This window comes from Indibacter alkaliphilus LW1, from assembly GCF_000295935.2.
Taxonomy (GTDB): domain Bacteria; phylum Bacteroidota; class Bacteroidia; order Cytophagales; family Cyclobacteriaceae; genus Indibacter; species Indibacter alkaliphilus.
This window is the reverse complement of sequence record NZ_ALWO02000047.1, coordinates 95693-113791: the sequence shown is the minus strand read 5'-3', so window position 1 is coordinate 113791 and position 18099 is coordinate 95693. Positions and strand designations below refer to the sequence as shown.

Below are 18099 nucleotides of genomic sequence, written 5' to 3'. Positions count from 1 at the left end.
ATATCACCTAGGCTGTTTATAAACTAAAAATGGCAGAACTCAAGTCCTGCCATTTTACTCGATATTATATTCTGCTTAAAGTAGGGTAGTCGGGCAAACGTATTCACTTACTTTAATTTCACCTGAATCCTTGATCGCTGCAAAGCCTCCTTTTACATCGATAAGATTTTCAAAACCTCTCGCTTTCAAGATGGATACAAAAATCATAGATCTGTACCCTCCTGCACAATGCACATAGTATGTCTTGTCTTTGTTCACTTTTGACATGCTTTCGTTGATGTAGTCCAAAGGTGCGTTTTCGGCTCCCAAAACATGTTCGCTGAGGAATTCAGAATTTTTTCTGACATCCAATACTTCCAAGTCCTGGTCCTTATCCATCAGGGAGGCCAATTCTCCTGCAGAAATGGATGTGATGGAATCTACTTCGTTTCCTTCATTTTCCCATGCTTCAAAACCACCTTTGAGATAGCCAATTGCGTGATCATATCCTACTCTTGCCAATCTGGTCACTACTTCTTCTTCCCTTCCTTCATCTGCAACTATCAACAACTCCTGCTTCAAGTCTGGAACTAAAGCTCCTACCCATACAGCAAAGCTTCCGTCGATGCCAATATTGATGGAATTAGGGATAAAACCTTTGGCGAATGTCTGTGCATCTCTGGTGTCAATCACAACGGCACCGGTTTCATTAGCAGCCGCTTCAAATGCAGCCGGGCTCAGCGGGTTGATGCCTCTGTTCAGTACCTCGTCAATGGAATCATACCCTTGGATATTCATCATTACATTTTGTGGAAAATAGGATGGTGGAGGAGTAAGTCCTGTAGTGACCTCTTTTATAAATTCCTCCTTGGTCATTTCCTGCAAGGCGTAATTTGTTTTTTTCTGGTTACCCAAAGTGTCCGTAGTTTCTTTGCTCATGTTTTTTCCGCAAGCACTTCCTGCTCCATGGGCAGGATAGACGATAATATCATCAGCCAAAGGCATGATTTTATTTCTCAAAGAATCATAGAGGTGTCCTGCGAGTTTGTCCTGCGTGAGGTCTTTTATGACTTTTTGTGCCAAGTCAGGACGTCCCACATCCCCAATAAATAAGGTGTCTCCGGTAAATAGAGCTTCTTCTTTTCCCTCTTCATTGATCAAAAGGAAACAAGTACTTTCCATGGTATGCCCAGGAGTATGGATCACTTTAAATTTGGCTTTTCCAAGAGGAAATTCCTGTCCATCTTCAGCAATGATTGCATCGAATCCCATCTTCATACTTGTAGGGCCAAATACAATCGGGGCACCCGTTTTGGAAGAAAGATCCTGATGACCGGATACAAAATCAGCATGGAAATGTGTTTCAAAAACATACTTGATTTTTGCACCTCTTCTCCCTGCCTTTTCAATGTAAGGCTGCACTTCTCTCAATGGATCGATGATCGCCGCTTCTCCATCTGACTCAATGTAATAAGCTCCTTGAGCTAGACACCCAGTGTATATTTGTTCTATTATCATTTTATTCTTTTGGTTAATTGTGTTTATAATTTCTATACAATATTAGCTTGTGATGAGGATTGCCTAAATGACTTTTGTCACTTAATTCTTTTTAGGCATCAACGGGAATATTTTGTTCAATTACCTTGACCAATTGGTGGGCAGGTACTACTCCCGATTGTCTCCAGACAGGTTGTCCCTTATGAAACAAAATAAGTGTGGGAACTCCCCTTACTTGAAATTTACTTGCGGCAAGTGGGTTTTTGTCTACGTCTACTTTGATGATTTTTACTTTTTCACCTACCTGCCTGGAAGTGTCTTCCAAAATAGGTTGCATCATCTGACAGGGTCCGCACCATGTGGCAAAAAAATCTACCAACACCGGTGTGTCACCTGCTATCAATTCGCTGAATGTTTTTGCTTTATCGCTCATGGCTGTTCTGTTAATTTACTTTACAAAAGTAGGCGAAGACTGGAGGGATATCAGTAATTTTTATCACAAACCTTTAAATGCTGTTAAAATACACCCCAATTATTAATTATTGATTAATTTCGCCCGACACATCATTTTCAAAAACAATGCTTGATTTCAAAAAGGTCAATAACCTGACAGGTTGGCTGGTTTTTCTGGTAGCTACTTTAGTCTATTCACTTACCGTTGAACAAACTGCGAGTTTTTGGGACCCAGGGGAGTTTATAGCTGTTTCTTACAAGCTTCAGGTGCCCCATCCTCCCGGAGCTCCGTTTTTTTTGCTCACTTACAGAATGTTTGGATTTCTGGCTTTTGGTGATGGGCTTTCTGTGGCCTATTGGATGAATATAGGGAGTGCTTTGTTTTCAGGCCTGACAATTTTGTTTTTGTTCTGGTCAATCACACTCTTCGGAAGAAAACTTTTTCAGATAGAAAAAGGAAAAGAAAGTAAGGGAGAGACTATTACGCTTTTGGGTGCTGGAATCGTAGGGGCTTTGGTCTATACTTTTACGGATAGTTTTTGGTTCTCCGCTGTAGAGGCTGAAGTTTACGCCATGTCATCTTTTTTTACAGCAATTGTAATTTGGGCCTTTTTGAAGTGGGATGTAATAGAAGATCCCAGAGATGAAAACAGGTGGATGATTTTTATCGCCTACTTGGTAGGGCTTTCTATAGGTGTCCATTTGCTCAATTTGGTTACACTGCCTGCTCTTGCTCTGATTTATTATTTCAAAAAATATAAAAATCCAAATCTCAAAGGTGGAATCATCGCATTGGCCTTGGGAGGCTTGGCATTGATCATTATCAACAATATCATCATCCCGGGATTGCCGAGTATGGCGGGGTCTATGGAGATATTTTTTGTCAACAGCCTTGGCCTTCCGTTTGGATCTGGTGTAGTTGTATTTATTGCGCTTTTTGTAGGCTCTTTGGTTTATGGAGTTATCTATTCCATCAAAAACAGCAAAGTTGTTCTCAATACTATTTTAGTATCATTGGTCTTTATCATGATTGGTTATGGATCCTATGCATTGATCGTTGTCAGGGCCAATCAGGATACCGTGATCAATCAAAATGCTCCTAAGGACATTATCAGTTATGTCTCTTATTTGAAAAGGGAACAGTACGGCTACAGGCCTTTGATGCATGGTCAGTATTTCGATGCTGAGCTTATTGATCAGGCGGAAGGTTCTCCGATCTATCTCAAAGGAAAAGACAAGTATGAGATCGTAGATTACAATACAGTGAATACTTACGATCCGGCCAGGACTACGATTCTGCCGAGAATTTATTCTACCCAGGAAAGGCACAAGCAAATATACAGGTCTAAGCTGGGATTGAGAGAGGGTGAAAAACCTACTTTTGGAGATAATCTTTATTTTATGTTTTCCCATCAATTGGGTCATATGTACTGGAGGTATTTTATGTGGAATTTTTCCGGAAGGGAAAGTGATTTCTCTGATGCGCCTTGGTTGGGGATTGGTGATTTTTTCTCGGATAAATTCCCGGATTATATCAAAGAGAACAAAGCACACAATAATTACCTGATGCTACCTTTGCTATTGGGGATTATAGGCTTGATTTTTCAGGCAAAAAATGACCCCAAGTCTTTTTACATCACCACCATGCTCTTTTTGATGATGGGAGTTGTATTGGTCTTGTACCTGAACTCTCCACCAATTGAACCCCGGGAAAGGGATTACATATATGTAGGTAGCTTCTATGCTTTTGCGATTTGGATAGGAATAGGAGTCATGGCCTTGGCCCATTGGATAGGTAAGCTCAACAAGAACCTGGCTTTTGCCGGAATCATCGCGACCTTGATTACTTTCCCGATACCGGTTTTGATGGCTTCTCAAAATTGGGATGACCACAACAGGCAGGGGAGGTTCTTTTCGGTAGATTCAGCCAGGAATTTCCTGGCTTCTTGCGCCCCGAATGCAATTTTATTTACAGGAGGAGATAATGATACTTTCCCGCTTTGGTATGTACAGGAAGTAGAGGGGTTCAGAACAGATGTAAGAGTGGTGGTGTTGAGTTATTTTGATACAGATTGGTACGTGGACCAATTGTCAAGGCCTGCATACGAATCGGAAGGTTTGCCTTTTTCGTTGGAATATGAAAATTATAAAAAAGGCACCAATGATGTATTGTATGTCATGGAGCGACAAAATTTGGAGGCGATTTCGGCTAAAGAATACCTCCGACTTCTCAAGAACAAAAGCGAGGTTTTGAAATTGTCTGCCGGAGGAAGAAGCAGTTACAATATGGTCCCTTCCAAAAACCTGATTCTGGATGTTGATATTCAAAATGTATATGAAAAAGGGCTTATCCCTGAAGGCATGGAGTCTTTGATGACTGACCAAGTGAATTTGAGGGTGAAAGGAAGTTACATGACAAGAGGTAATTTGATGCTTGTTGACCTGATTACAAGCAATAACTGGGAAAGACCCATATACTTCAACAATACATCGCTTGCAACCATTGGCTTGGATATAGAGGACTACGTGGTGCAGGAAGGCTTGACTTATAGGTTGCTTCCTGTAAGAAGACCGCAGAATATGAGGTCTGAACTTGTCAATGCAGACCTGGCATTTAAAAACGTCATGGAGGAGTTTGCCTTTAGAGGCATGGACAATCCGGACAATTACTTCGATGATGAGTTCAGGAGATTTACATCCAATCACCGTTCAGCGATCAATGCCATAGCCATCGCACTTTTGGATGAAGATGATCTTGATAGGGCAGCAGAGATTTTAAGATTCAGTTTGGAAAAAATGCCTCATGAAGCCGTTCCTTACGATTTGGCGAGTGGACAGATGGTACCTTTGTTGTTTGAGGTCGGTGAAGATGATTTGGCCTTGGATATAGTGGAAAAAATCTCCCACAAGTCTGTTCAGATGTTGGAATTCTATGCCAGAGAGGGCAGGGATTATGACAGGGAGGCAATGATTTCTATAGAGATGCTGAAATACTTTATCCCATTGCTGGACGAAAGAGGCTATACTGAACTTTCTTCTCAATTGAAGTCCGGTCTGGATAGAATCATGGGCTCTTCATCTGGAGGTTCATTATTGGACAGAAGATAAAAGGGAGCTCAAACTTATCATAAAAAATTCCGGGCTGAAAAGTCCGGATTTTTTTATGATAACTGACCTGATCTATCAGGTATATTTAAAGGGAAATCAGGATTTTTTCAAAATATAAAACAAGTCTAAACCTTTATCGGGATGGTCTACCAATAAGTAGTCTTCATGGGAAATATCTGTCACCTGATTGCCTTTTTGTTTGTGTAGCTTATTTCTGTTCAATCGGTTCAATACTTCATAAGGCCATTTTAATACACTTGCAGGCAGTTTGTGCTGCAGATCCAGGATGTCAAAACGCATGATTTTATTCACGGATTTTCGGTTTGCCTCGTGATAATCCCAGACTTTGGAATTGCCACCTATTCCCAAAGATTCCACTTCCTCAAATATGCTTTTGCAAAGCCGTGTCAATTCAGGTCCTGTATATTCCCGGATATGCCAAGGGTTCCTTGACAGCGTATGCCGGATATTTGGAGTGGAGATAATGGCTTTGCCTCCGGGTTTCAAGACCCTGTAAATTTCTTCTAAAAACAGTCTGTCGTTTTCTATATGCTCGATCACCTGAAAGCTCACCACTGTATCAAAATTATCACTGGGAAGCTCTGAGAATGGAGGGATCACCGCCTGCTGAAATGTAGCATTTGGGTATTTCTCGCTGAGAGAATTGATTACTTCCTGAATTTTGTCAATCCCCAGATAAGAATCTACATGTTTTAAAAGTACTTCTACCCCTCTGCCTTCTCCGCATCCTACCTCCAGCAACTTACCGTTCACAAGTGGTTTGGCAGCAATATATGCTTTAAGCAGTCGTTGGTGGATGGGGTTATCACTGACCAACTTATCAGAAGTGATTTCCGTTGTATAGGTAGCCATTCAAAATTTCGTTAATTTGAGCAAAATTAAGCTTAATTTTTAAAAGCAGATGATCAGACAAAAATTCCCTTCAAAAATAACACTCTTCATAGGCCTTGTAGTCATACTATTTTCCCATTCTCCATCAGCATATAGTCAGCAGACTTTGGAACAGCTCAATCAGGCATTGAGGTATTCCAGGTACTCTAGGATAGCACCTAAAGTTATTCCTGTGTTGGAAAGTGATCGGACTTTTATCTTGAAAATGCCAGTGGAAAAAATCGAGGAAAATATTGATTTCGGGGTATATAATTTTTCTTATGGGATTTTATCTTCCTTTCAAGAGCCGATAACAGCCCAAAATATGATCAACTTGGTGGAGGAAGATTTGGTGAGGGAGACAAATTTTCATTATTATTTTGAGAAAAAAGTCACTATTCCCGAAGGTCAGGAAATGGCATTTGCCCTTTTCCGGGCTACAGACACCCGTCAAGGTGATGAGTATTATTACCATGCTGATCTGATCAGTCCCTTTGTTTTTGGGTATTCGGATTTTTGGGCTTACTACGGAGATGATATTCCTTTTGACCAAAATTTCATTGTAAAAAATGACGCCTTGGTTTTCAAGGGAAGTGGTCCGGTAAGTCTTCATAATTTCCACTACCCGGCCAATTTTGATCCACCCCTGCCGCCCATGGAGATCAGACCGGCTTCAGTTCCCAGAGAAGTTACAGTGGATTATAAGGGGGACTTCCTGCTTAATACACCAAAACGATTTCCCGAGGATGGATATTTTTTTATACAGTCTGACACCAATTCCACAAAGGGGATGATGCTGAGGACTGTTCACGATGCTTTTCCCAAAGTCAGGGATTATGATGAAATGGCAGAAATGGTAGTATATATCTCTACCAGAAAAGAACATGAGTCTTTACAAGCTGCAGAAGATAAAAAAATAGCCCTGGATCAATATTGGATAGGCTTGACCAAGGATGAAGAGACCGCCAAAAAGCTGATCAGCGAATATTTCAAACAAATTGAGTTCGCAAATATCCTTTTTACTGACTTTAAAGAAGGCTGGAAAACTGACAGGGGAATGGTCTACACGGTGATGGGCCCACCAAATGAAGTGTCCTTTAAGCTTAACGGGGAGATATGGTCTTACCTTAGCGCCAACTCTAATTCAAAAATTACTTTTACCTTTGCACGCGTCAAAAATATTTTGACCCCTAATTATTATATACTCAACCGCTCCAGAAGCTTACAGCCGGAGTGGTTCAAAAGCATCACACTATGGAGAAGCGGACAGATGGATTTCTGATCAATAAAGGCGAACAGGATAAGGATTTTATTTTTGGGACCAGGGCAGTCATGGAAGCCATACATGCACAAAAGGAATTGGACAAAATTCTTGTTGATAAAGAAGTCAATAATGAGCTGATCAAAGAATTGTTGAAATTGGCGAAGGAAGAGCGGATTCCTGTAGTCAGAGTACCGGAGGGAAAGCTTAACAGAATCACCAGAAAAAATCATCAGGGAGTCATCGCCCATATGTCTTCCATTCAGTACGCTTCTTTGGATAATGTCATTGAGGAATGCTTTTCCAAAGGGATTGCACCTATGATTTTGGTTTTGGATAGAATTACTGATGTAAGGAATTTTGGAGCTATTGCCCGTACCGCAGATTGTGCAGGCGTTCACGCTATTGTAATTCCTGAAAAAGGGAGTGCACAAATCAATTCAGATGCCGTGAAAACATCAGCAGGAGCCTTGAATCACCTTCCTGTATGTAGGGTTAAAAACCTCTACTATACCCTGAAGGATCTTAAGAAAATGGGACTGAATGTAATCAGCGTCACGGAGAAAACAGAAAGGCTAATGTACGATGCAGATTTCACCTTGCCTACAGCTTTGATTATGGGTTCGGAGGAAGACGGGATCTCTCAGGAATTGATGGGGCTGTCGGACGAATTTGTTAAGATTCCTTTGGCGGGAAATATTGAAAGTTTAAATGTTTCGGTTTCTGCTGCTGTAGTGATATATGAAGGCATCAGGCAAAGAAGGTCCTGATCTAAACGCCTCTTTTAAATAACCCTGACAGATTTTAAGTTTTGTCAGGGTTTCTTTTTTCACCTTCATTCGCGCTTTCCTCTATATCTAAAGCTTTTGAAATACTTTCTTTGATCAGTCCAGGGAAGCTTTTGACATGTAGGTCCCTCTGAGGGAACGGAATTTCCACCTTATTTTCCTTGAATGCTTTCCAGATGCTGCGCATGACCTGGTCTCGGAGGATTACCCAAATATCGATGTCATTGACCCAGAAGAGTACCCTGAAATTGACGGAGTTATCAGCGAAAGTCTGCAGATAAACTCGGGGCTGAGGATTTTTGAGAATTTCTTCCTGGTCGAGTTCCTTTTGGATAAGCTCAGTCACGAGATCCATATCAGCATTGTAACTAACTCCGATGATCAGTTCCACTCTGCGTTGTTTGTCAGAGAGTGTCCAGTTTGTCAGTTGTTGGGCGAGAAGGTCACCGTTTGGAATGATCACCTCTGCACCGTCCCAGTTTTTGATTTTACTGGCCCTAATCCCAATTTCCCTGACAGTACCCTCTATACTTCCGACCTGTATGACATCCCCGATCTGAATGGGTCTTTCAAAGGCCAGAATTACTCCGGATACCAAGTTGTTGACTATGGTCTGCAGGCCAAAACCAATACCCACGGACAATGCCCCAAGGACAATGGCAATTTTGTCCACCGGTATGCCGGATGCCGCAATAGCGATCAGAAAACCTACGGTCAATACTGCAAGACGGATCAATAGAATAGAAGACCCCAGTCTTTTATTCCTGAAGTTCACATTTTGCTGGTCCTTGATATTGGCAAAATAAGCTACGGTGTTGGCAAGGAATGTGGAAATGTAAACCACCAATATAAATACAGCGATTTGTGCAAATGTGAATGTGGCATTAAGGATATTTCTAGGCTTGGAAAGAAATTCTCCTATTCCTTCCAGTAAGGTTTCCAGAATTGTAAGACTTTCAAAAAAGTAATATGCCCAGATGGCAATGGCCAGATAGGAAAAAAGGCTGTTGATTCTTTTTTGGATATCATAAAAATCAATGACCGAAGTGAATTCATTCTCATTTTTACGGCTGACTTCAATCTGAAGGTAGATGAATTCCTTGATGATGATGATGAAAATAATCAGACTAATAGCATGCAAAAGGCTGAGTGTCGCAGTGATTCCTATCATTTTTGCAAGACTAAATCTTCCAAAAATATTTGCTAGGATGGATACAGAGCAAAATGAGATATAAATTTTGGCCAAAATGTGGACATATTCCGGAATGGACTCTTTTTCCATTTTTTGCAATCTGATCAACTTCAGTCCCAATAAAATCCCAGCTACATTAAAAAATAACAGGTGCCATCTTTCTTGAAAGGCTATTTCCCAATATAGGTTGCTGGCAGCACTAATTACAAATAATCCGTAAAGAAGCAGCCAAACTTTCATTCCTCTTTTACCAATCCTAAGTCTGAGTAAAATGCCCGAAATGCTGACTGTCAGAATCAAAATAAATATAAAAAACGATACAGGAGGATTAGTGAATAAAAGAGGCGCTATTGCCAAAATAAATAATAAACTGGACAAAAATGGATGCCTGGGAAGGTACCTGATCCGGGCCATAATAATGGTGGCAAATTCCTTTTCACTTCGGATTTTTTTAAGGTTGGTGCTTGCCCATCGGTACATCAGCAAAGCCAATATGATCAAAAAGGCAGTCAGTCCAAGGTGATTGTTGATATAGCCACCCAGAATGATGATGTTGAATCTTAAGGAATCCCTGAAAATATCTATCAATCTTTCAGTGTTGGGAAACTCTCTCGGTTCCCAGATGTAATTGGTTTCTTTGGAAAACAAAGCCCTTTCCAATATCCTTTTTTCGCTGTGCAATCTTTCATCTATTTCCTTGATCCGAATGTTGAGATTGGCGACCCTTGATTGGAACCTTGCTACACTCAGTCTTTGGGCATTGAGGGTGCTGTCGGCAAGTTCTAAATTGGTTCTTAATGTTCTTAAAGACTGTTGGTATTCGGGAAGCAGCGTAGTATCCCTCAATTGGCCTCGGATAATATCATCCTGCCTTATGGAGTCGAGTTTTTGTTTGACCAATGCCAGTTGTTGAATACGATTGCTGATATTCTTGTCCTCATTATTGATTTTTTCTCCTATGCTTTCTCTCCAATTGAGAAGGGCATTGATGTATCTGAGGTTGATTTTGGATTCCGGATTGTCTAGCCTCGACTCTACCGTCTGGGTAAATCTATCTGCTTGAGGGATCAAAAGTGCAATATCCGTGGTGTCTAGTTCCTTCCTTAAAATCTGATTGACCCTTCCAATTTTAAAAGAGGCTTCCTGTGTCCGCTGAATACTGGCTTCAAGACTTGTTCTGGGCATGCTTGGGACGGTATCAACAGGGGGCTTGTCTCCATTGCTAATCAAGAGAGAGTCCACTGATCGACTTACACTTTCCTCTTGTCCAAAAACCGGCAAAAATGAAAGGCTTAGAAGGAGAAAACCTGAAAAAACAATTTTGAATGGCATACTGCTTCGATAATTAGCTGCTAAAAGATAGAGTGATTCTTACTCAAAGACAAATGTAGGATAAAACCCTTATTTTTACTGCCAATATGACCTGTTTATTGGTGATTTAGGTATTAACCACGTCAATATGGCGCAGAATATCCCCTGGTATATAATTTATGGAAGAGTAAGTGTGATCATTTTAATCAATAATCTAAAACTATTACCACTATGAAACTCGCAAGATATAACCAATTGGAGCCTCAGTATCCAGCTACATTTTCAAGTATGTTGGACAGATTCTTCAACGACAGCATAGGTCAGAGTGTGAAAAAATTCACACCGGCCGTGGATATTGCAGAAGATGATGAAAAATATGAAATTCAGGTTTCTGTGCCTGGAATGAAAAAATCGGATTTCAAACTTGAGATGGAAGATGGCAGACTGATCATTTCAGGAGAAAGGAAGATGGAAGAAAAAAAAGAAGGTAAAAATTACCATTCTGTGGAAACCCACTACGGCTCTTTCAGCAGGTCTTTTTATTTGCCGGAAGATGTAGATGGAGCAAATATCTCTGCCAAATATGAAGACGGATTGCTGAAACTCATGCTTCCGAAAACAGAAAAAAAGGCCAATAAAACCACTATTGAAGTAAAATAGGCAAGTGGGGAAACCCACTTCCTTTTTTTTTGTTTAGATTGTAGTAGTTTACAATAAACCAGCTTGATTCAATACTAATGATTCGGTTAAACCTTGTTAAAAGCGCTTAGGGTTTCTTGATTCAGTCTGATTTTTGCAAACGGTAGAAAGTAAATTACGTGTATCAAATACAGAACTTAAACCACGTTGAAATGAATAAAAAACAATTCTTCCTAGGGATTATCTTAGCTTCTTTGATTGGAGGAGTAGTTGCATTGGCCGGAGCCAGCTACCTTTCGAAGCAGAATTCCGCAACCAATTTTACAGATAAACAAGACACCAGTTTGGTCAACTGGCTATCCAATGACAAATTTACGGTACCTGATGGTATCAATTTCGTGGCTTCCGCACAAATGGTCACCCCTGCTGTAGTCCATGTCAAAAGTAGTGTGACTGTTTCCCAGAGGCAAAGAGGAGCAGATCCATTTGAAGAGTTTTTTGGTTTTAGATCTCCTGATAGGGGAGGCGCTCCAAGAGAAGGAAGGAGTTCCGGATCGGGAGTGATTATATCTGAAGATGGATATATTGTCACCAATAACCACGTGATAGAAAATGCCACAAGAATAGATATTTCTTTGGAGGACAATACAAGATACTCAGCAAGAGTAATCGGGACCGATCCTACTACTGATTTGGCTCTGATCAAAATTGAAGCTAAAGGGCTGCCTTTTGTTAGGTTTGGCGATTCCGATCAGGTAAATGTAGGTGAGTGGGTGTTGGCAGTGGGAAACCCTTTTGATCTCACCTCTACAGTAACCGCAGGAATCATCAGTGCCAAGGCTAGAAATATTGGCATTTTAAGAGATCTTGAAAATAATCTTCAGATAGAGGCCTTTTTGCAGACAGATGCTGTGGTCAACCCTGGGAATTCAGGTGGAGCTTTGGTTAACTTGGCGGGTGAACTGATCGGGATCAATACCGCTATTGCTTCCCGTACAGGAACATTTAATGGATATGCGTTTGCCATACCTACTTCTATTGTGAAAAAAGTGATGGATGATTTGTTGGAATTTGGCACTGTTCAGAGAGGTTTGTTGGGCGTGCAGATCAGAGATGTTAGTCCAGAGTTGGAAGAATATTTGGGTGAGACTATAGGGCTTAACCGCGGCGTATATATCATGGAAGTCAATGAAGGTTCCGGAGGAGAGGAAGCAGGGCTGAAAAAAGGTGATGTTATCGTCGGAGTAGATGGAACGGAAACCCACAATGTGGCCAAACTTCAGGAAATGGTAGCCAGAAAACGTCCTGGAGATAAAGTCGAAGTCCGCTACATGAGAAAAGGTCAGGAACAGACAACAATGGCTACGCTGAAGAATATTTCAGGAGATACCAAAATTATCCGTAAAGAAGCTCCAAAAAGAAGTGTATTCAGTGGGGTGACATTTGAGGATGTTAAGGCAGATGCCAAAACCAGGTTAAATATCCAGGGAGGTGCGGCCATAGTTAGCATTGACAATGAAGCATGGAAGAAATCAGGTGCTAAGGTTGGATTTATAATTACCTCGGTGATCGGTCAGGACGGCAGGTATAGAATCTCCGGAGCTGACGATCTTTCTGAAATCCTGCAAAACAATAAAGGAGAAGAGATAGTTATATTAGGTGTGTATCCTAATGGTCAGGAGTATTACTTCGAGATCAAGATAGATTAGGTAAAGTGTTAAGTTGTTTTGTGTTTGAAATAAGGTCAGTCCACTGGACTGGCCTTTTTCGTTTTTTAAGGGGTAACGGTAAGGTTCACGCGGAGTTTGATTTCTCGCAAAGGCGCAAAGAAGAAAAGAGATTAGTGAATGGAATTACCTGATTATTTGCGATTTGACTGAAAACCTTTAAAGGTCTTAAAACGGCAATAATAACCTAGGTCATGCTGAGTTATTAAATTGACAATTACATCATCGAGATGACTAGAAAACCCCGGAGGGGGTTAAACCATGAATAGCCCCGGGTAGCAACCCGGGGATTTTATAAAATTGAGTTGAGATCCAACCCTGAAAGGGTTGAACCAAATTGGTAATAGATTTATTTCAATTTCAAAAAGTAAAAAATGACTTAGTTTCAGGTTCTAGGATAATTAGATCTTCATGTATATGAAGTAAATTGGACAAATCGAATATATTAGCCAATAGCCATGAAACTATCCATCCGTTTTTTTGATGACCGTGAGGTACGCGCCGTTTGGGACGATGAAAGTTCCAAATGGTGGTTTAGTGTTTTGGATATTGTTGGAGTGTTGAATGAAGAGCCAGATTACAAAAAAGTCCGAAACTATTGGAAGTACCTGAAAGCTAAGCTGAAAAAGGAAAACCTTCAGTTGGTTAGTGACACTACCCAACTGAAATTAAGAGCCGCAGACGGCAAAAGTTATAAAACGGATATGTTGGATAGTGATGGAGTAATTGAACTATGCAAAAGTTTCCCCAATAATAAGGCAAATAAGTTTTTAGACTGGTTTCTCTATAGCGATACTAGCATTGATGGTCAAAGTAAAAAGAAAGCCTACACTCTCTTTGATAGCAATCTCATCAACGCAATAGAAGTAGGCACTACCAAGGGATTACAACAGATTCATGCCTATTTATTTGGAGGTTTGTATGACTTTGCCGGTCAAATCAGAGAAAAAAGTATTTCAAAAGGAGGGTATAGGTTTGTATATGCCCAACACTTAAAGAGCACCTTGCAACAAATAGATGACATGCCTCAAAGCACATTGGAGGAGATTATTTTGAAGTATACGGAAATGAATAAAGCACACCCCTTTTTGGAAGGTAATGGCAGAAGTACAAGGATATGGCTGGATTTGATGCTTAAAAAGCAATTGAAAAAATGTGTGGACTGGAGTAAAATTAGTAAGGATAGCTACATGAATGCAATGATTATTAGTACGGTTGACAGCAGTGTTCTTATGCAACTGATAGAAAATGCGCTCACTTCAAAGATCAATGACAGGGAAATGTTCATGAAAGGGATTGATTACTCCTATTATTATGAGGAGTGAATAGGAGAGGGGTTTTATTTCTCACCCGGATAGTTCACGCAGAGTTTTAAGAGGGGTAAAACTTGTCCTAATTTTTTTCGGTAGGATCGCGGAGTTTTTTTCTCGCAAGGACGCAAAGAAGCAAAGGAATTAGAAAATTTGAATGCCTGATTCTATACGATTGAACAGAAAATCAATAAAGGTCTTAAACCGGAGGTAAAAAGATGACGTCATGCTGGGATATTGAAATTTTGCATTAACAGAAAGGAAATGGCAGTTGGTGTACGTCATTCTGAGATTTTAAAATTTTGCATTTACAGAAAGGGAATGACATCTGCAAACCCGTCATTCTAAGTGAGGAACGAACGAAGAATCTCCTGCACTCAAGTCAAAGAGACCCTTCGTTTCACTCAGGGTGACGTGCCGCCCCCAATGTATGTCAATGGTCCGAACGAAGAATCTCCTAACTTTTTTATCAAGAGATCCTTCGCATCACTCAGGGTGACGACCCCTCCACATCTGTCAATGGTAGTGAGAAATAAACGAAGGATCTCCTGAACCTTAAATCGGGAGACACTTTTCCAAGATAAAAACTGGGAAATCAATGATAAATAGCTATTTCTCGCGGCACTCGCTGCGTCCTCGTTGCGTTCGACGCGTGAAACCAAATCTTTGAATAAGGGAGAGTTTGATTTCTCGCAAGGATGCTAAGAAGCAAAGAGAATATTGAAGCAAATTACCTTTTTCCACTGAAGTGGGTCATCATTAGAATGGCACCGGCAGTGCCATCCATGGTGGGTTCATTGGTGCTGTAATCCCCCACATCATCGTGATACACCACTCTCTCGTTTTGTACTCTTTCAAATTTATCAGTATTGTGGAGTGTCAGGCCAATGAGGTTGTTATAAATGTACCTGGAAATAGGCCCGTCTACCAAGCCTCCAGGCACTTCCATGCCGAGTAGGACATAAGTACTGGTATGTACCTCTACCGGATATTCTCCATCTTCCGGAATCCCGGTAAACATGGATGTTCCCCAAGGATTCCTGCCAAACAACCAGTCCCTTTGTGCGGTCAGAAAGGGCTCAAAACTCTTGTCCCCACTCATTTTTTCATATAAAATCACCTGTGTGACCAAAGAGGTCAGTAGGTTGTTGCTGCACCAGATAAATGGAATGCCAATGTGGAAAGGGTTACGCTCTGCTCTGGCCAAAGTGTATTTGATTCCGTCCAGGTAATAGCCTTCCAAAGTCTTTTTAAAATCTTCGTCTGCCACTTCGTGAAGGGAATAATGTCCCATGTTGATAAAAGGGTATAGCTGATAGTGTGCAGCGGAATCACGTACCGTCCAGCTGTCTTCGGTATTGCTCATTAGGGCATAGTGCTTGGCCTGATCCAGGTACTTGGCTTCCCCTGTCAGTTTGTATAGCTCCGCAGCAGCCCACTCCATATCATCTGCCCAAGTTTCTTCATTGTACCGGTATGGGGCGGAGTAGGAGTTTCCTTGTTGGTACCCTTCTTTTTCTCTGCCTAGGGCATAAAGCGACAAGGCAGCTTTCTTGCATTTTTCCGCAAAAACCGGGTCGTTCAGATCCTCCTCCCAAATCTTGGCGGCCAATGCCATGGCAGCTGCACTTCTTCCGGCCAGATTGGCTATTCCTGTAGCTTCGCTTTGGTATTGCATCAAGCCTTGAGGTCTGCCGGTAGCAAAATAGCCCACACGGTAGGAATTTTCTCCCCATCCATAGTCTGAGTTGTCCTTATTGGGGATCTTAAATCCACGGTGATCCCTATCATCTGCGACCTGGTGAAAAAGCTGATCAGGAGCAGGATGCATTTTGTGTATCCAGTCTAGCCCCCATTTGGCTTCATCCAGAATATCAGGAATCCCGTTGGGCATTGCTTGTCCCAAAGCATTTACTTTGTCCTCAAAGCGGTCAGGGTACATTTTATAGGCCATCAACATGTGGGCTGTCGCATAGCTTGACGTTATGAGGTATTTCAATTGGTCTCCTGCATCATGCCAACCGCCGCTCAGGTCTACAAAGGTGCTGTCCGGCATAGGACCAAAAAATGCCCTTCCATCCTTCTGATGGCAGACCATGTCCAAGGTGGGGTTATACCCACAGCGCTGCTGTCTCATAAATTCGAGCAAGGTTTCCTGATGGTTGGAAAAGGCATTGTTGCCAATTTTGAATACAGGAGACTTGGTTTTTGACCTTTTGCTCTGGAGAAAATATTCCCCTTCTTCCCGTACTTCACTGAAATCTGCCTCCCAATATTGAAAACCGCCCCAATTTTCCTTTTCCATTCTTTTAGGCTTGATTTCTTTGATGAGCTTATCTGAACGGGATTGAATCAATTGAATAGTTTCAGGTTTGGTGTTGTGGCTGAATAGTACTGCAATTTTGCTGTCTTCGGGAAGGTATCCCAGCTGATTGATACGGATATAAAGTTCCTCGTCTTTTTCCGCTTGGCTTGTCAGAAAGAAGTTCAAAAGGAGGATGATTTTCAGAATGGTCATAGTGATAGGTTTTGGGATTGACTGATCTGGAATGAAAATACTGATTTATGGTAAAAAATAAGTTTTTTTATCCCATAAGCGGTACTAAATTACTTTGGCTAAAATATAAAAGAAATGATACGACTCTACAGCACCCTCTTTTTCTTATTTTATGTATGCTCTGTTTTTGCTCAAAACCTATCTTCAAAAAATCCCCAATCTCTATTGGAAGGCACTCCTCAATCTGTTGGCATATCTGCCGAAAGATTGAAAAAACTTGATGCCATGCTTGAGGAGGCTATTAGAAATGATGAAATTCCCGGATTGGTTGCCTTGGTAGCCAGAAATGGTAAAATCGTCTATCATCAGGTCAAGGGGAAAGCAGATGTGACGGAAAACAGAGCCATGGAGAAGGATGCTATTTTCAGAATAGCCTCGCAGACCAAAGCCATTACTTCCACCGCGGTGATGATGCTTTGGGAAGAAGGACACTTCAGGTTGGATGATCCCATTTCCAAATGGATACCCGAATTCAAAAACCCTAAAGTCTTACAGCAGTTTAGGTATGCAGATACCAGCTACACAACCGCTCCAGCGAATAAGGAGATCACAATCCGTCACTTGCTCACCCATACTTCAGGCTTGGGCTATGGAATGATCGATGGAGATGAAAGAATGAGGATGATTTACCAAAAAGCAGGAATAGTGGATCTGTACACTACAGAGGACATCAGCATTGCTGAAAATGTAAAGCACCTGGCCAACCTACCTCTGCATCACCATCCTGGGGAAAAATATACCTATTCGGAAGGATTGGATGTATTAGGTTATTTTGTGGAGATCATTTCAGGAATGCCTTTTGACAAATTTTTGAAGGAAAGAATTTTTGACCCTTTGGAGATGAAAGACACTTGGTTTTACCTGCCTGATGAAAAATCCAATAGACTGGTTACGGTTCATAAGAAGGAAAACGAAGAATGGGTCCGCTATGCAGGCAATTTTTATGATGCAGATTATCCCATAAAAGGAGCTAAAAGCTTTTTTTCAGGAGGGGCGGGTCTTTCAAGTACAGCTAAGGACTATGCTCAGTTTTTACAGATGTACCTCAATGGGGGTAATTGGAACGGCAAAAGATTGCTGAGCCCGCTTACCATACAGACCATAATGTCCAATCAGATCGGAGACCTTTGGTCAGGATCCAAACATTATGGTCTGGCTTTTGGGGTAGTGACGGCTGATGGTGTGGCTGAAGGCGGTATTGGCAGTGAAGGGACCTTTGATTGGGGAGGCTATTTCAATACCCAGTATTTTGCGGATCCACAGACCGGAATAATCGGCATTCTGATGAAACAGACACGGGATTCCCCTGCAGAAGACAGTGCCTGGAAATTCAGGCAGATGGTTTTCTCCTTAATAGATTAAGCTTGACCTTTTCCAAAGTTTGGA

The 18099-nt window shown here is 41.3% G+C and carries 12 protein-coding genes; 7 read left to right on the top strand and 5 right to left on the bottom strand.

Features of this window, described 5'->3' with window-relative positions:
• Positions 1 to 75: 75 nt before the first annotated feature.
• Positions 76 to 1497, bottom strand: a complete 1422-nt coding sequence (locus A33Q_RS17655) for an MBL fold metallo-hydrolase (RefSeq protein WP_009035390.1) — start codon at positions 1495 to 1497, stop codon at positions 76 to 78.
• Positions 1498 to 1588: 91 nt separating this feature from the next.
• Positions 1589 to 1909 (bottom strand): thioredoxin, encoded by a 321-nt coding sequence (gene trxA, locus A33Q_RS17650; protein WP_009035391.1) that lies wholly within the window; start codon positions 1907 to 1909, stop codon positions 1589 to 1591.
• 146 nt (positions 1910 to 2055) lie between these two features.
• On the opposite strand from trxA, the gene A33Q_RS17645 reads away from it, so the two are divergent.
• Entirely contained in the window at positions 2056 to 5037 is a 2982-nt protein-coding gene (locus tag A33Q_RS17645; RefSeq protein ID WP_009035392.1) for a glycosyltransferase family 117 protein, read from the top strand.
• A 96-nt stretch (positions 5038 to 5133) separates the two neighbouring features.
• On the opposite strand, the gene A33Q_RS17640 is transcribed toward A33Q_RS17645, so the two are convergent.
• Positions 5134 to 5910: a class I SAM-dependent methyltransferase gene (locus A33Q_RS17640; protein WP_009035393.1), complete on the bottom strand. Its 777-nt coding sequence runs from the start codon at positions 5908 to 5910 to the stop codon at positions 5134 to 5136.
• Positions 5911 to 5959: 49 nt separating this feature from the next.
• Between A33Q_RS17640 and A33Q_RS17635 the strand changes: the two genes are divergently transcribed.
• On the top strand, positions 5960 to 7210 hold the full coding sequence (locus tag A33Q_RS17635) for a GWxTD domain-containing protein (protein ID WP_009035394.1): 1251 nt from the start codon (positions 5960 to 5962) through the stop codon (positions 7208 to 7210).
• Complete coding sequence (rlmB, locus tag A33Q_RS17630; protein ID WP_009035395.1) at positions 7183 to 7959, top strand: 23S rRNA (guanosine(2251)-2'-O)-methyltransferase RlmB; 777 nt, start codon at positions 7183 to 7185, stop codon at positions 7957 to 7959. The genes A33Q_RS17635 and rlmB overlap by 28 nt, the downstream gene beginning before the upstream one ends.
• A 34-nt stretch (positions 7960 to 7993) precedes the next feature.
• Here the strand turns inward: rlmB and A33Q_RS17625 are convergent, their stop codons facing one another.
• On the bottom strand, positions 7994 to 10501 hold the full coding sequence (locus tag A33Q_RS17625) for a mechanosensitive ion channel family protein (protein WP_009035396.1): 2508 nt from the start codon (positions 10499 to 10501) through the stop codon (positions 7994 to 7996).
• Between the two features lie 210 nt (positions 10502 to 10711).
• Here A33Q_RS17625 and A33Q_RS17620 point away from each other — a divergent pair, with 210 nt between their 5' ends.
• From A33Q_RS17620 to fic, 3 genes are all read left to right on the top strand, one after another.
• A complete protein-coding gene (locus A33Q_RS17620; RefSeq protein WP_009035397.1) occupies positions 10712 to 11140 on the top strand; it encodes an Hsp20/alpha crystallin family protein in 429 nt (142 codons plus the stop codon).
• Between the two features lie 191 nt (positions 11141 to 11331).
• On the top strand, positions 11332 to 12828 hold the full coding sequence (locus tag A33Q_RS17615) for a Do family serine endopeptidase (RefSeq protein WP_009035398.1): 1497 nt from the start codon (positions 11332 to 11334) through the stop codon (positions 12826 to 12828).
• A gap of 476 nt (positions 12829 to 13304) precedes the next feature.
• Complete coding sequence (gene fic / locus A33Q_RS17610; RefSeq protein ID WP_009035399.1) at positions 13305 to 14171, top strand: protein adenylyltransferase Fic; 867 nt, start codon at positions 13305 to 13307, stop codon at positions 14169 to 14171.
• 715 nt (positions 14172 to 14886) lie between these two features.
• Here the strand turns inward: fic and A33Q_RS17605 are convergent.
• A complete protein-coding gene (locus A33Q_RS17605; RefSeq protein WP_009035400.1) occupies positions 14887 to 16674 on the bottom strand; it encodes a glycoside hydrolase family 9 protein in 1788 nt (595 codons plus the stop codon).
• Between the two features lie 114 nt (positions 16675 to 16788).
• On the opposite strand from A33Q_RS17605, the gene A33Q_RS17600 reads away from it, so the two are divergent.
• Entirely contained in the window at positions 16789 to 18075 is a 1287-nt protein-coding gene (locus A33Q_RS17600) for a serine hydrolase domain-containing protein (RefSeq protein ID WP_016255489.1), read from the top strand.
• The last annotated feature ends 24 nt before the right edge of the window (positions 18076 to 18099 follow it).